This window comes from Caulobacter sp. BE254, from assembly GCF_031457295.1.
Taxonomy (GTDB): Bacteria; Pseudomonadota; Alphaproteobacteria; order Caulobacterales; family Caulobacteraceae; genus Caulobacter.
Window position 1 is genome coordinate 538,665 of record NZ_JAVDWJ010000001.1, and the last position, 16,615, is coordinate 555,279.

At 67.9% G+C, this 16,615-nt stretch carries 12 protein-coding genes; 7 read left to right on the forward strand and 5 right to left on the reverse strand.

The annotated features are described in order from the left end of the window. Positions 1-24: 24 nt before the first annotated feature. Positions 25-3,030, reverse strand: a complete 3,006-nt coding sequence (locus tag J2X41_RS02480) for a glycosyl hydrolase family 28-related protein (protein WP_310079333.1) — start codon at positions 3,028-3,030, stop codon at positions 25-27. Positions 3,031-3,199: 169 nt separating this feature from the next. On the opposite strand from J2X41_RS02480, the gene J2X41_RS02485 reads away from it, so the two are divergent. After that, the gene (locus tag J2X41_RS02485; protein WP_310079334.1) at positions 3,200-3,775 is read left to right on the forward strand and encodes a gluconokinase; all 576 of its coding nucleotides are present in this window, start codon (positions 3,200-3,202) and stop codon (positions 3,773-3,775) included. A 46-nt stretch (positions 3,776-3,821) separates the two neighbouring features. Here J2X41_RS02485 and J2X41_RS02490 read toward each other — a convergent pair whose 3' ends face one another. After that, positions 3,822-4,499, reverse strand: coding sequence for an FCD domain-containing protein (locus J2X41_RS02490; RefSeq protein ID WP_310079336.1), 678 nt, complete (start codon positions 4,497-4,499; stop codon positions 3,822-3,824). A 263-nt stretch (positions 4,500-4,762) separates the two neighbouring features. Between J2X41_RS02490 and J2X41_RS02495 the strand changes: the two genes are divergently transcribed. From J2X41_RS02495 to J2X41_RS02520, 6 genes are all read left to right on the forward strand, one after another. After that, the gene (locus J2X41_RS02495; protein WP_310079338.1) at positions 4,763-5,167 is read left to right on the forward strand and encodes a LuxR C-terminal-related transcriptional regulator; all 405 of its coding nucleotides are present in this window, start codon (positions 4,763-4,765) and stop codon (positions 5,165-5,167) included. Positions 5,168-5,325: 158 nt separating this feature from the next. Continuing rightward, positions 5,326-6,408, forward strand: coding sequence for a LacI family DNA-binding transcriptional regulator (locus J2X41_RS02500; RefSeq protein WP_310079339.1), 1,083 nt, complete (start codon positions 5,326-5,328; stop codon positions 6,406-6,408). 16 nt (positions 6,409-6,424) lie between these two features. Continuing rightward, positions 6,425-7,702, forward strand: coding sequence for an MFS transporter (locus J2X41_RS02505; RefSeq protein WP_404979868.1), 1,278 nt, complete (start codon positions 6,425-6,427; stop codon positions 7,700-7,702). Positions 7,703-7,849: 147 nt separating this feature from the next. After that, on the forward strand, positions 7,850-8,203 hold the full coding sequence (locus tag J2X41_RS02510; RefSeq protein ID WP_310079341.1) for a PilZ domain-containing protein: 354 nt from the start codon (positions 7,850-7,852) through the stop codon (positions 8,201-8,203). A gap of 200 nt (positions 8,204-8,403) precedes the next feature. Further along, the gene (locus J2X41_RS02515) at positions 8,404-9,195 is read left to right on the forward strand and encodes a tryptophan 2,3-dioxygenase (protein ID WP_310079342.1); all 792 of its coding nucleotides are present in this window, start codon (positions 8,404-8,406) and stop codon (positions 9,193-9,195) included. Then, on the forward strand, positions 9,171-10,355 hold the full coding sequence (locus J2X41_RS02520; protein WP_310079343.1) for a class V aminotransferase: 1,185 nt from the start codon (positions 9,171-9,173) through the stop codon (positions 10,353-10,355). Before J2X41_RS02515 ends, J2X41_RS02520 begins: the two co-directional genes overlap by 25 nt. Here J2X41_RS02520 and J2X41_RS02525 read toward each other — a convergent pair. The 3 genes from J2X41_RS02525 to J2X41_RS02535 all read right to left on the reverse strand — a co-directional run bounded on the left by J2X41_RS02525 (position 10,352) and on the right by J2X41_RS02535 (position 16,598). Next, a complete protein-coding gene (locus J2X41_RS02525) occupies positions 10,352-11,470 on the reverse strand; it encodes an acyltransferase family protein (protein ID WP_310079344.1) in 1,119 nt (372 codons plus the stop codon). The two genes, J2X41_RS02520 and J2X41_RS02525, sit on opposite strands and share 4 nt — an antisense overlap. Then, positions 11,467-13,803, reverse strand: coding sequence for an alpha-N-acetylglucosaminidase (locus tag J2X41_RS02530; protein WP_310079844.1), 2,337 nt, complete (start codon positions 13,801-13,803; stop codon positions 11,467-11,469). Before J2X41_RS02530 ends, J2X41_RS02525 begins: the two co-directional genes overlap by 4 nt. A gap of 107 nt (positions 13,804-13,910) precedes the next feature. Further along, complete coding sequence (locus J2X41_RS02535; protein WP_404979869.1) at positions 13,911-16,598, reverse strand: TonB-dependent receptor; 2,688 nt, start codon at positions 16,596-16,598, stop codon at positions 13,911-13,913. Positions 16,599-16,615 lie beyond the last annotated feature (17 nt).

Here is a 16,615-nt window from a genome sequence, read left to right on the forward strand (position 1 = left end):
GGCCTTTCGTATTCAGAGCGCCGGTCAGGGCGTCACCGCGTAGAGCGAATGGTGGGTCAGGACAAACAGGGTCTTGCTGTCTTCGCCGCCGAAGATCAGCTGAAGCGGTCGTTCGGGCACATCGATGCGACCCGCCAACCGGCCGTCCGGTTCGTACTGGAAGATCTGGCCATTGGCGACGAACACCCGTCCCTGGCCATCGACCGCGACGCTCTCACCGCCCCGGTTGGCGAACGCCTTCAGGTCGTTCAGCGTCCCGCCGGGCCCGACTTGGCCGCTATAGGTCTTGCCCTCGGACTCGTTGGTCACGAAGACCCGTTCGCCCACCGCGGCCCCGATCAGGCCATGGGCCTGCAGGCTGTCGGCCCAGCGCCAGCCGACATGGTCCGGCGGCCCCTGCTGCCAGACGCGGAAAGCGGGCAGCGACAGGCTGCCGTCGGGCGAGACGTATTCCTGCGCCTTGGGCGCGGCGACGTCGCGGGCGAACATCTCGGCCAGGGTGGTGAAGTGGTCGGTGGCAGGATCGTACTGGTCGCGGAACTCGCCATTGTTCCACCAGTTGACCGGCAGCAGCGTCTTCGCGCCGGAACGCTGGGCCGACGCCGTCGGCGCGATCACCGTCATCTGGTCCTTGGGTCCGGCCGGATCGATCGAATAGACGCTGGCCTGTGGGCCGTACGAGGACACCACCAGCAGCTTGCCCGAACGGTCGACCGCCAGGTTGGTGGGGTCCAGAGAATGGTCGCGCACCACCTCCAGCCCCTTGGCCTTGGTCCAGCGATAGATCCTCTGGAACCGCTTCTCGACGAAATAGAGCGCCCCGTCCGCCCCTACCGCGGCGCCGGAGATCGACCAGAATCCGCTCTCCAGCTTCTGGATCTTTGGATCGGCGACCGTGGCGACGGGCGCGGGGTCGCCCTTTACATCGAGCACCGCGAACTCGCGCTCGCGCACTTCCAGCTTGCGGGTCTTGTCCTGGATCGCGTTCTCGAACGGGAACTTGCTGGCCCGCAGATAGGTGCCGCAGCCGATCTTGTCGCAAAGCGCCACGCCGCTCTCGGCGTTGATGTGGACGTTGCGGAAGCGGATGTCGGACGAGTTGAACAGCTTCACCGCCGTCTCGGCCGGATGGTACGACCGCGTCACGCGATAGCCGTGATAGTTGGCGAACAGGATGTTGCGCGAGTTGCGCACCTCCAGCGAGACGGCGTCGGGCCCGTCCCCGACCTCCTGCTCGGTCTGCGGCGCCAGGAACTCCCAGTTCTGGACGTTGTCGAGCACGAACTCGTTGCGGACATGGTGCTCGACCGACACCTCGTAGATGTGGCCGGGCGTGCTGGTGTCGGAGATGTAGAAGCCCGCCGAGGCGAAGGTGTTGGGGCTCCAGACGTTGGCGAAGGTGCCGCCGCCGCCGTCCGTCACCCAGATGCTGGGATACTGGGCGTCCCAGCGGCCGTCGGCCACCGGGTCGCCGCTGCGGGCCTGGGCCGCGCCGAGCGACTTGCCGTCCATGGTGGGCGTGCCGCCGCCGCCCATGATCTTGACGTCGGTGACCTGGGAGCCCGCCCCCGACCGCCACAGCAGCGCCGAAGCGCGCGGATTGACGCGTCCGGTGAAGATCCCCAGCCCGAACAGGACGTTGTCGCCGTCCTTCGGCGTTTCCAGCACCGGCGCGACCGGTCCGACGCCCGCATGGCGTGGGTTGTCGTCGGGAATGACCAGTTGGGTCACGGCCGGGTGCAGGCCGATCAGCACGGTGTCGGGCCGAAGCTTCAGGGTGTCGGTGACCTTGTAGAAGCCGACCGGCAGATAGAGCACGCGATGGGTGTCGATCGCCTTCTGCAGGGCGGCGGTGTCGTCGGCCTTGCCATCGCCCTTCACGCCCAGCGTCTTGACGCTGGTCCAGTCGGCGACCGGCGGCAGGGCGCGCAGGGCCGGCGCCGAAGCCGCCGGCAGGGCCGCCAGCGGGGCCATGTCGACATTGGTCTTGTACTCGCCCATCTGGCCCAGGCCTGGCAGCGTCAGGCCGTAGGTGAACGAGGCCACCTTATAGGCGCGGCCCTTTCCGGCCACGGTCTTGCCGCTGTCGCGGAAGCGGGCGAACACCGGGGTGTTGGCGGCCACCGCGTTCTCGAAACCAACCTGGGTGAAGACATTGTCTTCGGCGGAGATGACGACGCCGGCCTTGGAGACGTTCTCGAAGCGGACGTTCTTGCCCCAGAGACTGTCGCTGTAGCCGCGGTCGATCTCGATGCCGACCGGCGTGTTCCTGATGGCCACATTGACCAGGGTCAGGTCGACCTCGTGCTCGCGGATCGCCGCGTCGCGCTGGCCGTCGAAGGTCGAGTCGATCAGGGTGAACTGCCAGGCCGGCGAAGTCTTCTCGGTGACGATGCCGTAGCGACCGCCGTGGAAGTGGACGTCCTCCATGACGTTGCCCGCCTGGTAGACCCCGGCGAAGGCCGAGCCCAGGCGAAAGTCCATGTGGCTGAGGAAGGCGTGCTGGGCCATGCGGAACCGGACCGCCGCCGCCGCCGGATTGCCCTCGCCGATCTCGACGTCGACATTGCCGATGGCCGAATAGAAGGTGCCGGAATTGGCGTCGCGCACCTTGTCGGTCGGCGGAACCACGGTCGGCACGGGCACGGGGATGTCGCCGACCTGGTATTGGTCGCCGCCCGTGAACACGATCATCGTGCCCACGCCCTTCTGGAAGCCTGGCGTGTTGGGGGCCAGAACGAACACCGGCCGGGTCGCGCCGACCCCGAAGATGCGGACGCCCGGCGGCACCAGGATGCTGCGGCTCAGGCGATAGCGGCCCGACGGCAGGAAGACCAGGCCGTGGCCGGTCTTGTCGCGCGCGGCGTCGATGGCCTGCTGAACGGCCTGGGTGTCGTCCGCACGACCATCGCCCACGCCCCTGACGGTGATCGCGAGCGGATCGTCGGGCGCGGTGAGCAGGACCGAGCCGGTGGACGCCAGGGCCGGGGTCGAGACCGCCAGAAACGCCGCCAAAAGGACCGCTCTCATGCCGTTCTCCTCGTCGCAATCCCTTACCGATAAGGAAACCGCCCCAGGCCCGCCATCCTCGACCATGGTCGTAGTTACGCCTCAAGGGCGGCCCGGTAGAACCTGGGTTCAATCGTGCGGCCGGCTGGTTGGTCATTCGCCAGGCTCGGCCGGCCTTCAAGGAAGCCGCTTGCCGTCGCCACCCCGCCCTGCTCCGTCCGTCGGGCTCGCCATCATCGCCATGGGCGTGAGCGGGAGCGGAAAGTCGACGCTGGGCGCCCTGCTCGCGCAAAGGCTGGACTGCCCGTTCCTGGAAGGCGACGACTTCCACGACGCGCGGGCGGTCGCCAAGATGAGCGCCGGCCAGCCCCTCGACGACGACGACCGCTGGCCCTGGCTGGACCGGCTGGGCCTGGCCGTCGGAGAAGCGGTCGCCTCGGGCGGACGGATCGTGGCGGCCTGTTCGGCGCTGAAGCGCGACTATCGCGAGCGCCTGCGCCGGGCCATCGCGGCCCCGACCCGTTTCGTGCTGCTGGACGCCGGCCACGACGAGCTCCTGCGGCGGCTCACCCGCCGCTCCGGCCACTACATGCCCGCCACCTTGCTGGACAGCCAGTTGGCCACCCTCGAGCGCCCTGGCGCCGACGAGGCGGTCCTCATTCTGGACGCCGCCGCGCCGCCCGAGCGGCTGTGCGACCTGACCCAGGCCTGGCTGGAGGCGGACGCCCGCCAGATCGGCGGAGCGGCGCGCGCCTCAGGGCATTAGCCGCTTTCGTCCCCGCGAGAGGCGCCAGCGCATGGCCTCGGCCACGCTAGGGCATCAACCGCTTTCGTCCGCGCGAGAGGTGCCAGCGCATGGCCAGGGCGGCGCTGTCGCCGTCCTGTGCGCGGATCGCCTCGACGATCATCTCGTGCTCGCGCATCATCTCGGCGATCGCTTCCGGCGGCCGCGAGCGCGAGATGTCGACCCCTGCCCGCATGATCCGGTCGACGTCGGGCTGCAGCGCCTCGAAGGTGACCAGGAAGGCGGGGTTGGCGGTGGCCTGCACGATGCGGCGGTGCAGCTCCATATCCTCGGCATGGGCCGGGGCGTTCGACAGCAGGGCCTCGCGCAGTTTCGAGAGCGCGTCCTCGATGCCGGCCATCTCCTCGGCCGAACGCCGGGCCGCCGCCAGCCGCGCCGCCTCGGCCTCGAGCACGAAACGCACCTCGTAGCTGCCCAGCGTCGAGGGCAGCTCGGACAGCGGCATGTAGGCGCCCAGCTTGGCCGACGGGCGATTCTTGACGAACGAGCCGGCCCCGCGGCGGGCCTCGGTGATGCTGTCGGCGGCCAGGCGCACCAGGGCTTCGCGCACGATGGTGCGCGACATGCCCAGCGTCTCGGCCAGGCGCGACTCCGACGGCAGGCGATCGCCGACCGCCAGGCCGTCGGTGTTGATCATCTCGACGATGGCGGTGTAGGCCCGGTCAGCCAGGCGGCCTTGGCTCATCCAACAGATCCCCAACACGACCGCCGCGGCGCGGTCACGCTTTCACGTTCCACAAAAAGCGGCGGCCGACCAGTCCGGCGCCGAAAGCCCTCGTTCATCAGGATGACCAAGGGCGGGATTGCCGACCGCCGGACGCTCCCCAGGCGCCGCGCGGACGGCCCCGCGCGCCTGACCCGCTTCGGGTTCTCCATCGGCTCGCCCCTCAAAATCTGTACGACAGCTTTTCCAAATAAGCCGTTCAAAATCATTTGTGCACGCTAACATTGACCAACGCACTTGAATCTGTCCAACTAATATCGCTAAGTTCGCTGAACACGAACCGCCGCCGGCAAAAGATCGGCGCATCGACCAAGGCGGAGCCCGGCCGCGGCAAGACGGCTGGTCAGGAGAGGAAAATGGCAGGGGTAAACATGACCGCAATGAAGCAGCGCGACGCCGACGAAGACCAGAAGATCGGCTTTTGCGAGCTCACGCCGACCCAGATGAAGGTCCTGGAGGGGGTCAATTCCGGACGGCTCAACAAGCAGATCGCCTTCGATCTCGGGATCGCCGAAGCCACGGTCAAGGCGCACATGACCGCCGTGATGCGCAAGCTCAACGTGCACAACCGCACGCAGGCCGCGATCGCAGCCCAGATGATGAGCTTCAGATCGCGGGCGGAAGCCTAGCAGATCGACGCGCGCAACCGTGTTCGCTGACGCGTGACCCGCAGGGCCGCAGGGCTGGCTTTCCAAGCCAGGACCACGCCTCGCCCGCCGCTTGCGTCGGCGGATGCGCCGCGCCCCTATGGACCCGCGCCGCCGGCGGACGTCGGGAAGGTTACCCATTGAACAGGCCAGATCGCCCTCGCGGCGCCACCATCGTCGATGTCGCGCAACGGGCGGGCGTCTCGCGCATGACCGTGTCGCGGGTCATCAACGACGGGGCCAGCGTCCGTGAGACGACGCGCAAGGCCGTGCAGGACGCGATCCGGGAGCTGAGCTACCAGCCCAACCTGGCGGCCCGCAGCCTGGTCACCGCCGGCGAACTGCGGATCGGGGTGGTCTATTCCAATCCCAGCGCCGCCTTCATGAGCGACTTCCTGGTCGGCGTGTTCGAGGAGGCCACCAACGCCGGGGCGCGGCTGATCCTGGTGCGGGGCGAAAGCGGCCACTCGCCCGCGCCGCGGGATCTGGAGAAGCTGCTGGCCACCGGCGTCCAGGGCGTGGTCCTGGCCCCGCCGCTGGGCGAATCCGCCATCGTCCGCGACATCCTTCGCGCCGCCAACCTGCCCGTCGCCGTGGTCGCCTCCGGCAGGCCGCCCGCCGACGCGATCAGCGTCCGCATCGACGACCGCCAGGCCAGCTGGACGATGACCCGGCATCTGCTCGACCTGGGCCATAGGCGGATCGGCTTCATTGTCGGCAACCCCGACCAGACCGCCAGCGCCGAGCGCCTGGAGGGCGCCCGCGCCGCGGTCGCCGCCGTAGAGGGCGCGGAACTGGTCCTGGCCCAAGGCGCCTTCACCTACGGTTCGGGCCTGACGGCGACCGAGGAACTGTTGGACCGCGATCCGACGCTCACCGCGATCTTCGCCAGCAACGACGACATGGCCGCGGCGGCGGTGTCGGTGGCCCATCGCCGACATCTGGACGTGCCGCGCGACCTGACGGTGGTCGGCTTCGACGACGCGACCGTGGCCACGACCCTTTGGCCGCCCCTGACCACTGTCCGCCAGCCTGTGCGGCAGATGGCGGCGGTGGCGCTGGACCGGCTGATCCGCGCCCTGCGCTCACCCCAGCCCGACGGCGGGGTTACGGCCGACCATGTGCTGGACCATGTCCTGATCCAGCGGAACTCCACCGCGCCGCCACGCCGCATCGACGCGGCGCCGGACGCCAGGACCGACGGAGCACGCCTTCATGTCTGAACTCGCCGAAGCCCAAATGGAAAAGGCGACCGTCGGCCGGATCACCGCGCGGCTGATGCCGCTGTTCTGCCTGATGTACCTGATCGCCTATATCGACCGGCAGAACGTCTCCTACGCCAAGCTGGAGATGGTGAAGGCCCTGGGCCTGAGCGAAGCCGCCTACGGCCTGGGCGCGTCGCTGTTCTTCATCGGCTACTTCCTGTTCGAGGCGCCGTCGAACCTGATCCTGGCCCGGGTGGGCGCGCGGGTCTGGTTCGCCCGGATCATGTTCACCTGGGGCCTTGTGACCCTGGCCCTGGGCTTCACCCAGAACGCGGCGATGTTCTACGGGCTGCGGTTCCTGCTGGGAGTCACCGAGGCGGGGTTCTTCCCCGGCGTGCTCTATGTGCTGACCCTCTGGTACCCCCAGGCGCATCGCGCGCGGATGGTGGGGCTGTTCATGGTCGCCAGCGCCGTGGCCAATGCGGTGGGCTCGGCCGTGGGCGGAATGCTGCTGGACCTGGACCAGGTGCTGGGCCTGGCCGGCTGGCAGTGGGTGTTCCTGGCCACCGGCGTTCCCGCCGTCCTGCTGGCGCCCTACGTGCTGTGGAAGCTGCCCGACGGCCCGGCCCAGGCCAAGTGGCTGCCCGAGGCGGGCAAGGCCTGGATCACCAAGGTGCTGGACCACGAGCGCGGCGGCGCCTCCGTTGATCATCGCGGCGCCTGGAAGGCGATCTTCGATCCTCGAGTCCTGCTGCTGGCGGGGCTCTATATCGGCATGCCCCTGGGCGCCTACGGTCTCAGCTACTGGTTGCCGACCATCGTCAAGTCGTTCGGCGTGTCCAACACCGTCAACGGCCTGGTCAACGTGATCCCGTGGATGCTGGTCGCCGTGGCCCTGTGGCTGGTGCCGCGCCATGCCGCGCGCCACGGCGCCAGCGCCTGGCACATCGCCGGCCCCACTCTGGTGGCCGCCGTGGCCCTGACCCTGAGCGTGATCCTGCCCGGCGCGGCGTTGAAGTTCGCCATGCTGTGCGTCGCGGCCCCGGCCATCTTCTCGGCCCAGCCGGTGTTCTGGAGCCTGCCGCCGAGCTTTCTCAGCGGCCCGCGGGCGGCGGCCGGCATCGCGGCGATCAATGCGATCGGCAATCTCGGCGGTTTCATCGCTCAGAACCTGGTGCCGATGGTGCGCGACGCGACCGGCAGCGATCTGGCGCCCATGCTGGCCCTGGCCGCCGTGCTGGTGGTGACCAGCATCCTGGTCTTCTACGCCATGGGCCGCCTGGACCGGACGCGGCGTGGAGGTGTCTCCTAGTACGAGCGTCTCCGACCGCCGGCCCTGGAAAAGTCCGGTGATCGCGAATGAACCGTGCTCCCAGACGCCGCCGCTCGAGCGAGTGAGACAACACGCCGCAACTTCGACGCTAATCTAGGTTAACGATCAGCGCCTAGCGTTCGAGTCATGATCTCGATCGTCGACTCCAATCTGGAAGGCGCGGACCGCCGCTGTCACCCCCGTCACAGCGACCATAGCCCGATCTACGTCGGCGACGGCGCCGTTGCGCGCAGGTGCCGTCTCGTCGATGTCTCCGACGGCGGCGCGCGAATCTTGATCGGCCGAGACGCGGAGCTTCCTTCCTTCGTCATATTGGTCGATCCGGAGACGGGCCTCAGCCGCCGCGCCGCCCTGGTCTGGAGAAGCGCGATCGAGATCGGTGTCCGCCTCCTGGAGGAAGGCGTCCGCTATCGCGTCATGACCTCCGTCGGCGCGCGGGGCTGGAACACCGGCCAACATTCTTGCCGCCGAGCCTCGTAGGACCAGGCTCGCCGAACGCGGCTTAAACGGCGACACACGGATAGGTCCTGAAAAAGGGCTTCGGGCGGCGGACCAACGCCGTTCAGGACGGATATTCATTTCACCCCACGCCTGCGCCCAGGAACATCGTTTCGCGCTCTGCGGTGATCGCCGCGCAAACGAGGGCAAACCTGCCGCCGGGAACGGCCTAGGGTCGGCGCATGACCCAGGACATGACCTACGCGCGCTACCTCGCTTTGGACCAGCTGCTGGCGGCCCAGCAGCCGCTGAGCGACCGCCACGACGAGCTTCTGTTCATCGTCATCCACCAGACCAAGGAGCTGTGGCTCAAGGAGATCATCCACGAGGTGCTCCTGGCCAGGCGGCTGATCGCGGAGGGCGACGTCGAGCCGGCCTACAAGGCCTTGGCCAGGGTGTCGCGGATCCAGACCGTGATGACGCTGTCGTGGGACGTGCTGGCGACGATGACGCCGGCCGACTATCTGAGCTTCCGGGGCGATCTGGGCTCCAGCTCGGGCTTCCAGTCGCACCAGTTCCGCACCCTGGAATACCTGCTGGGCCTAAAGGACCAGAGCTTCCTGAAGTTCCACGCCGAGGGTTCGGACGCCCTGGCGCAGTTGCAAGCGGCCCTGGAGGCGCCCAGCCTCTACGACGTCGCCATCGCCCAGTTGCCCAAGGCGGGGCTGGCCGTGCCGGACGCGGTGCTGAACCGCGACTTCGCCCAGACCTACGCGCCCTCGCCCGAGGTGGAGGCCGCCTGGCTGGAGGTCTATCGCGACACCCAACGCTATTGGGAGCTGTACCAACTGGCCGAAAAGCTGGTCGACCTGGACGACGCCCTGGTCACCTGGCGCCATAAGCACGTGCTGACCGTCGAGCGGATCATCGGCGGCCGGCCGGGCACGGGCGGCACCGACGGCGTCGGCTACCTGGCCTCGACCCTGCGCCGGCGCGCCTTCCCCGAGCTGTGGTCGCTGAGAACCAAACTGTGAGCGGCGCGCGCAAGGACCTGTTCTCGCGGGCGTTGGCCGCCGCGCCGGGGCGGCTGCACATGGCCGCCCACAGCCACCATCTGTGGCCCGACGCCACCCTGGCCGCCCAGGTGCAGGCCTGGGAGGACGCCGCCGTCCTGGCCGACCACAAGTGGGACAAGGCCCTGGGCCAGGTCTATCCGGCCGCCCAGGCGCTGGTCGCCCGCGAGTTGGCCCTGCCCTCCCCCGACAGCGTGGTCTTCGCGCCCAACACCCACACCCTGCTGGCGGTGCTGACCTCGGCGATCGACCGCCGGCCCGTCCGGGTGCTGTCGACCGACGGCGAGTTCCACTCCTTCCGTCGCCAGGCCCAGCGCTGGGTCGAGGCCGGCGAGATCGAATTGACCCTGGTCGAGAGCGACGCGCCGGATTTCGCCGAGCGGTTCCTGGCGGCCGCGCGCGGCGGCGATTTCGACCTGATCTTCGTCAGCCACGTCTTCTTCAAGAGCGGCCTGGTCTTCGACCGCGTCTGGGAACTGGCCGAGCTCGCGCGACCGCAAGGGCCGTGGGTGGTGGTCGACGGCTATCACGGTTTCCGGGCGGTCCCGACCGACCTGGCGGCGGTGACCGACCGGTTGTTCTACATCGCCGGCGGCTACAAGTACGCCATGGCCGGTGAAGGGGCGGCGTTCCTGCACGCACCGCCGGGCTTTGGCCCGCGGCCCGCCCTGACCGGCTGGTACGCCGAGTTCGGCGATCTGGAAGGTCCGCCCGGCGGGGTGGGCTACGTCCGCGACGCTGGCCGGTTCATGGGCGCCACCTTCGACCCGTCGGGTCTCTATCGTTTCGTGGCGGCCGGACAGATGCTGGAGGCTGAAGGTCTCACCACCTCGGCGATCGCCGCTCACGTGCGCGGCCTGCAACGGATCCTGCTCGACCGGATCGTCGCCGGCGGGGCGGGACCGTTGAAAGACGCCGTGGTGCTGAATCCCCCGGGCGAGGCTCCGCAAGCCCGATTCCTGGCCTTGCGCCCTCCATCGGCCCAGGCCTGGAAACAGGCGCTGGCCGCGTTGGGCGTCGTCGTCGACGTGCGCGACGACGTGTTGCGGATCGGCCTTTCGATCTATCACGACGAGCGGGATCTTGAGGCGTTCTGCGCCGCCTGCGGGGCGCTGACCTAAAGCTTCACGACGATCCCGCGGCGATCCATGACGTAGCCCAGCAGCCAGCAGACCAGCATGTAGGCGATCGCGCACAGCAACGAGCCCAGCGCGCCCGGCGTCATCGCCTGGAACACATGGATCCCGACCCACTCGTATGGCCCCACGCCCGGCGCGACCTCGATCATGTTCAGCGAAACGATGAACAGCTCCGAGAACAGGTAGATCACCAGCGGATTGAGACCGAACACCTGGAAGAACCGCGTCGCCGCGTTCGGCGCCCGCCCCTCCAGCACGGCGGTCAGGGCGGCCAGCAGCACCAGGTCGATGCCGACGGTCAGCAGGACGAAGCTGCCGGTCCACAGCTTCTTGGCGATCGGGAAGGCCAGACCCCAGGCCAGGCCGCCGGCGATCAGGACGGCCCCGGCCAGGGCCATGCGGATCGTGGCGCGGCCAGCGGCGGGCGTGTCCTTCAGGAACCGCGCGGCCAGATAGCCGGCCAGCACGTTGACGGTCGCGGGCAGGGTTCCCAGCAGGCCTTCGGGATCAAAGCCCCCGTCCTTGCGGTAGAGGTGGTTCTGGCCGATCAGCCACAGATCCAGATGCGTGCCGGCGTTGCCCAGCTTCGACAGCGGCGCGGCCGGGTCGCCGAAGGCCAGCAGGATCGCCCAGTAGCCGAGCAGCAGGCCGATCGACAGGACGACGATCAGCCGCGGCGACAGCCAGCGCACGGCCAAGGCGGCCAGCAGGTAGCAGAGCGCGATCCGCTGCAGCACGCCCATGACCCGTGTGCCGGCGAACGGGATCAGCGCCCAGTGCCCGTCGACCTTGTGGACGAACGGGAACCAGTACATCAGGAAACCCAGCAGGAAGATCAGGGCCGCGCGCCGCAGCACCTTGGCCAAGAACTGGCCCGTCGGGACCGGCCGCGAGAAGGCGAAGGCCATCGAGCAGCCGACCGCGAACAGGAACGAGGGGAACACCGCGTCGGCCGCCGTGAACCCGAACCAGGGGGCGTGGACCAGCTGGGTGTAGGCGTCGGCTCCGGGACCGGCGGTGTTGACGACGATCATCAGGCAGACCGTCAGGCCCCGGAAGACGTCCAGAGACAGGAAGCGCGCGGCGGGCTTAGTCATGCGTTGGTCTTCCGAGCTTGGTCCAGATGGGCGATCAGGGCCTTGACCCCGCCGACCGGATCGGCGGGCCGCTGGCGATGATAGGCGACGTCGGCGGCGACCCAGGCGCGCTCCCAGGCGACGCCGTCGCGAGTGACGACCGTCTCGTCGAACGGCCCCGTTCCCGCCGCCTTCAGGGTGTCCAGGAACCGCGACCAGCGCGGCAGGTAGAAGTCGCGATAGAGGCCCTGCCAGGCCTTGGAGGCGTAGTCGTTGAGATTGCCCTGGCCGCCCCAGACGGTGACCTGGGCCTTGGCGTTGGCGACATAGGCCGCGGCGTCCGCCGGGGTGTCGCCATAGGCCCTGGCGTCGTCGATCCAGGTGGCCAGGGTCTCGGGCTGGACGCCGAGCAGCGCGTCGACCGCCAGGGCCAGCGTCTCGATCTGTCGGCGCGCCCGATCGCCAGCGGAGATGTCGCCAGCGCGATAGGCTGCGACGGCGGCCTGAAGCTGGCTGTCGATCTCCAGGCTGGCGAGGTGGCGGGCCGCGTCGACCAGGTCCAGTACGAACAGCGGCTGGTCGGCGAAGGCGCCGGCCTGGGCGGCCAGGGCGCGCACGGCCGCGTCCAGCTGGGCGCGATCGCCGGGGTGGCCCGGGAACTCGCCGATCGTCGCCGTCGGCCGCTTGAAGAACAGATAGGCGCCGGCCTTGCTCTTCCACCAGCGCGGCGACCAGTAGCGGGTGGTGTAGGCGGCCTGGACCAGTTGGCCCAGGGCCGCGTCAAGCTGCGGCGTGGTGGCGCCGTAGCGCGAGCGGGCATAGGTCGACAGCCAGGCCGACAAGGACCCCTGCCCCGCCCCCCAGGCCAGGTCATACGTAGCTTCGTAGACGATTGAATTGTTGTGCAGCCCCTCGGGGAACATCCCGAAGCCCGCCAGCTTGCCCGTGTTCGGGTTGCTGGCGATCGCCGTCAGGTCGCGGCGGTAATAGTCCAGGTCACCATAGACCGGATTGCTGCCACCGTAGTTGTGGACGTAGCCGTAGATCCACGGCTTGCCGCCGAACGCCTTGGCGTTCTTCCAGACGTCCGGATAGCGGTCGTTGCCGATGTCCAGGACCATCAGCTTGTCGTCGGGCACGAGGCTCAGATAGGCCGAGATCGCCGGCGGGTCCCAGAAATGCTGGTCCGCGCCGAACAGCCAGCCCTGCATCACCCAGACCGCGTCCGGGCGGGCCTGGCGAATGGAGTCGTAGATCGCCTTGCCGTAGGCGGCCAAGCGCTGGGCCTTCAGGGCCGGGTCGATCTCGACCTTGGCCTTGGCTGCCGCCGCGTTGGCCGTTCCGTCGCCGTAGGCCGCGTCGCGAGCGTCCGCGCCGTCGGCGGCGATTGGCGGCAGCATCTCGTTGAACGAGTCGGCCAGGTAGTAGGTCCCCGCCCCATAGGTCTGGGTGTAGAGGGCCAAGAACCGGCTGGCGATGCGGGCGAACAGCGGGTCGGCGGGATCCAGCCAGTAGGTCTCGTGGAAGCCCTCCCATGGCCGCATCCGATAGATCTTGGCCTCGGGATGCTTCTGGGCGAAGGCCTTGGGCACGTAGCCGCCGAAGGCCGGCAGGATCGGCGTCATGCCCAGCGACCGCATCCGGCCCAGGATCTGGACCTGCAGGTCCTTCTTCTTGTCGATCCAGCGGCTCGGCAAGGGCGCGCGGTAGCCCTCGATGTTACCCATGCGCTGCCAGGGGGTGAAGGCAGGACCGGAGAAGTAGTCGGCCAGTTCCGCCTCGCTCAGGCCAAACTCCCGCCACAGCGCCCGCCAGACATGTTCCTGGCCCTCCATGGCCAGCGGCATGTCGACGCCGTGCGCCGCCATCCAGTCGATCTCGCGCGTCCACCGCGCCCAGCCCCACCAGGGCGTCGTGTAGCCATAGGTGCAGGTGTTGAGATAGGCGCGGTGCGCGAACGGGGTGGCGACCCTTCCCGTGTCGACGTCGGGAAAATGGTCCGGCAGCGCCACCCGATCGCCCTCCCAGCTGACCGACGCCGCGCCGATGGACTTCAGGTAGCTGTAGGCGCCGCGCGTCAAGGCGACGGGCGTGTCGCCGCTGATGCGGACCCGCCCTCCCCGGCTCTTCACCCTGTACCAGGGCGGCGCGGTCGCCGTCGCGCGCGGCGCCAGCGTCAGGTCGATCTGGCCAGCGCGCGGACCGAAACGGCGAACGAGCACCGCCCGCGCCGCCTTGACCGCGTTCCCCTCGTCGCCGGCCGCCGTGGCAAGGGACGGCGCCGATAGCGCGGCGACGGCGGCCACGGCTTGCTGAAGCGCCTGACGGCGAGAAGGACTAGGCCGCATGGAAATCAGGTCTCGGGACATCTGGAACACCGAAAAATCTGGTCGCCGCCAGGAGTCCGGCGGCGACCAGCCGTTTCGCCGAAGGGTCGGCGTCTTGGAGAAACTTCGAAACGCTACATCTTGTACTGGAACGACAGGTAGTAGCTGGGCCCGGTGGACGAACTCATCTGCCAGCGGCTCTTGTCGATCAGATAGGCCTTCTCCTCGGCGTTGTTGAGGTTCATCGCCGCGAACGAGAAGCTCAGATGATCGTTGAAGTTATAGCCGAGATTCAGGTCGAACTGGGTGCGCGAGGCGACCGTGTGGCCCAGAGGGCCGGCGAAGAAGCTCTCCACCGAGGTCTGGTCGTAGGCGCTGCGGTAGTTGGCCGACAGGCGGGCGCTGAAGGTCTTGTTCTCCCAGTAGACGGTGCCGTTGGCCGTGTGCTCGGACAGGTTGGCCAGCTTGAAGCCGGTGGTCGAGGTCGCCGGGCTGACATGGGTGTAGTTGGCTACGAGGCCGAAGCCCTCGATCGGCAGCCAGGCGTCGAGCGACTGCTGCCAGTTCAGTTCATAGCCCTTGATCGTCACTTCGCGCGCGTCGTTCTGGCTCTCGGTGATCGAGTAGGTGTCGCCGGCGCTGGAGACGCAGACGCCGCTGGCGTCCTTCGACAAGCTGACGCCTTCGTAGCTGGTCGGGCAGATCACGGTGGTGAAGGTGCCGTTCTTGACCTTCTTGGTAAAGAAGCCGGCGCTCAGCCCATTGCCTTCGCCGTAGTACCATTCCAGGCCGACATCGATCTGGTTGGCGGTCAGCGGGTTCAGCGAGCCTTGGCCTAGGGCGATGGTGTTGACCTTGTGGCCGGTGCTGTCGGTGCTGGTGGTCACCGTCGTGGCCAACTGGTTGCTGGAGTCGATGATCGGACGGACCAGCACCTTGGCGGCGGCGAAGCGCAGCAGCAGGTTGTCGGTCAGGTCGACGCTGAAATTGGCCGAAGGCAGGGTGTTGTCGTAGGACTTGGGCGTCGAATAGGTCCCGGCGACCAGCTTGACCTCGGTGTTCTGCGGATTGGCGGCGCCGGCGACGTAGCCGTGGACCGTCTGGTCGGTGCCTTCGCGGCGGACGCCGACATTGCCGCGGAACGGCAGCGAGAAGATCTCGCCCTTCAGGTTGGCCATCGCGTAGAACGAGGTCAGGTCGCGATTGACGTGGTAGCTGCCCTGCGGATCGAAGGCCTCGTAGACGGTGTAGTCTTCCTTGGCCAAGGCCTCGCGATAGGCCTGGATGTTCGGCGAGATCCAGGCGCCTGGAATGGTCATGTCGCCATCCAGGAAGTTCGACACCGCGATGCCGGTGGTCGCCAGGCTGGGCGCGAAGGCCGTCGGCACGTTGGTGTCCTGACGGTCGAAACGATTGACGTTTCGCTTGAGCACTTCCTTGCGGTACTTGCCGCCGAAGGCGATGGATTCCAGGAAACCGTAGTCGACGTAGCGCTTCACATCCAACTGCGCGGCGTCTTCATAAGAGTCGATCGTGCGGTAGGCGCCGGTCGGATAGTTGTTCCGGAACAGGTTGGCCGGCGCGTACTGCGTCGCGTCGGTTAGGGAGTTCGACGTCGCGAAGGCGATGTTCTTGGGATTGCTGATGTCCAGTGTCGCCGACGGAACGACCACGCCGAGGATCGCCGCCTCCTCGTTGAAGATGGCGTGGCCGCGCGAATAGTGCGCGACGCCCTTGAAGTCCCAGTTCTCCAGGCCTGTCCAATGAAAGTCGGTGGTGAAGGCGCCGGTCGACTGCGGCCGGGTCTCGAACTGGTGATTGTTCTCCAGGCGGAAGTTGTTGATCTGCACCTTCGTGGCGGTGTTGTTCGCCGACGCCAGCGTCACCACGTTCGAGGCCGACGGACTGGTGAACAGGAACACCTGCTGATGCAGGTCCTGGGTGGTCTTGTCCTTGGCGTAGGTCGCGATCATGTCGATCTGCAGGGTGTCGATCGGCTTGAACTGGATCGCCCCGTTGACCATGCTGCGCTTGGTGTCGCGGTCGATACGACGAAAACGCAGGCGACCGGGCGTATACACCCCGCTGTTGACGATCCAGCGGTCCATCCACATGTAGTCGCCGCGGTCCTTCAGCGCCTGGTAGCCCGCGCCGAGGAACACCCCCAGTTTGTCGTCGAAGAAGTGGTCGACATAGGTCGCGCCGACCTTGCCCGTCGGGTCGCCGCCGGCCAGCTTCTGTTGTTGCAGCTTGCCGGCCAGGATCAGTTGCCGGCCCTTGACGTCGAACGGATGCACCGTGTCGATATTGACCGTGCCGGCCAGGCCGCCAGCGTCCATGTCGGCGGTCGGGGACTTGATCACCTGGATGGCCGAGGCCAGTTCGGTCTGGATCACGTCATAGCGGAAGCCGTCGGTGAAGTTGGCGCTCTTGAACGACTGACCGTTGATCGTGGTCATCGCATATTGCGGGCCCAGTCCGCGAATGCTGATCGTCGAGCCGCGGCCGTTGATGTTGGAGATCTGCACGCCCGGAATGCGCTGGATCGCTTCGGCGATGTTTTCCGACGGGAACTTGCCGATGTCCTCGGACGAGATGCCGTCCGAGACCCGGATGTCCTTGCGCTTGGTGTCCAAAGCGGTCGCCAGGCTCTTGCGGAAGGCGGTGACCACCACCTCGTCCATGGCGTCGGCGGGAGCGGCCGGCGCGGCGGGCGTCGTCTGAGCCGAAGCGACGCCGGCCAGGCAGGCGCCCGTCAGCAAGGCGAGCACGAACGCCTTGTGCCTGTTAGCAGGTGCGAAAGACGCGAACTTGGTGCGCATCATGGATTATCCCCCTC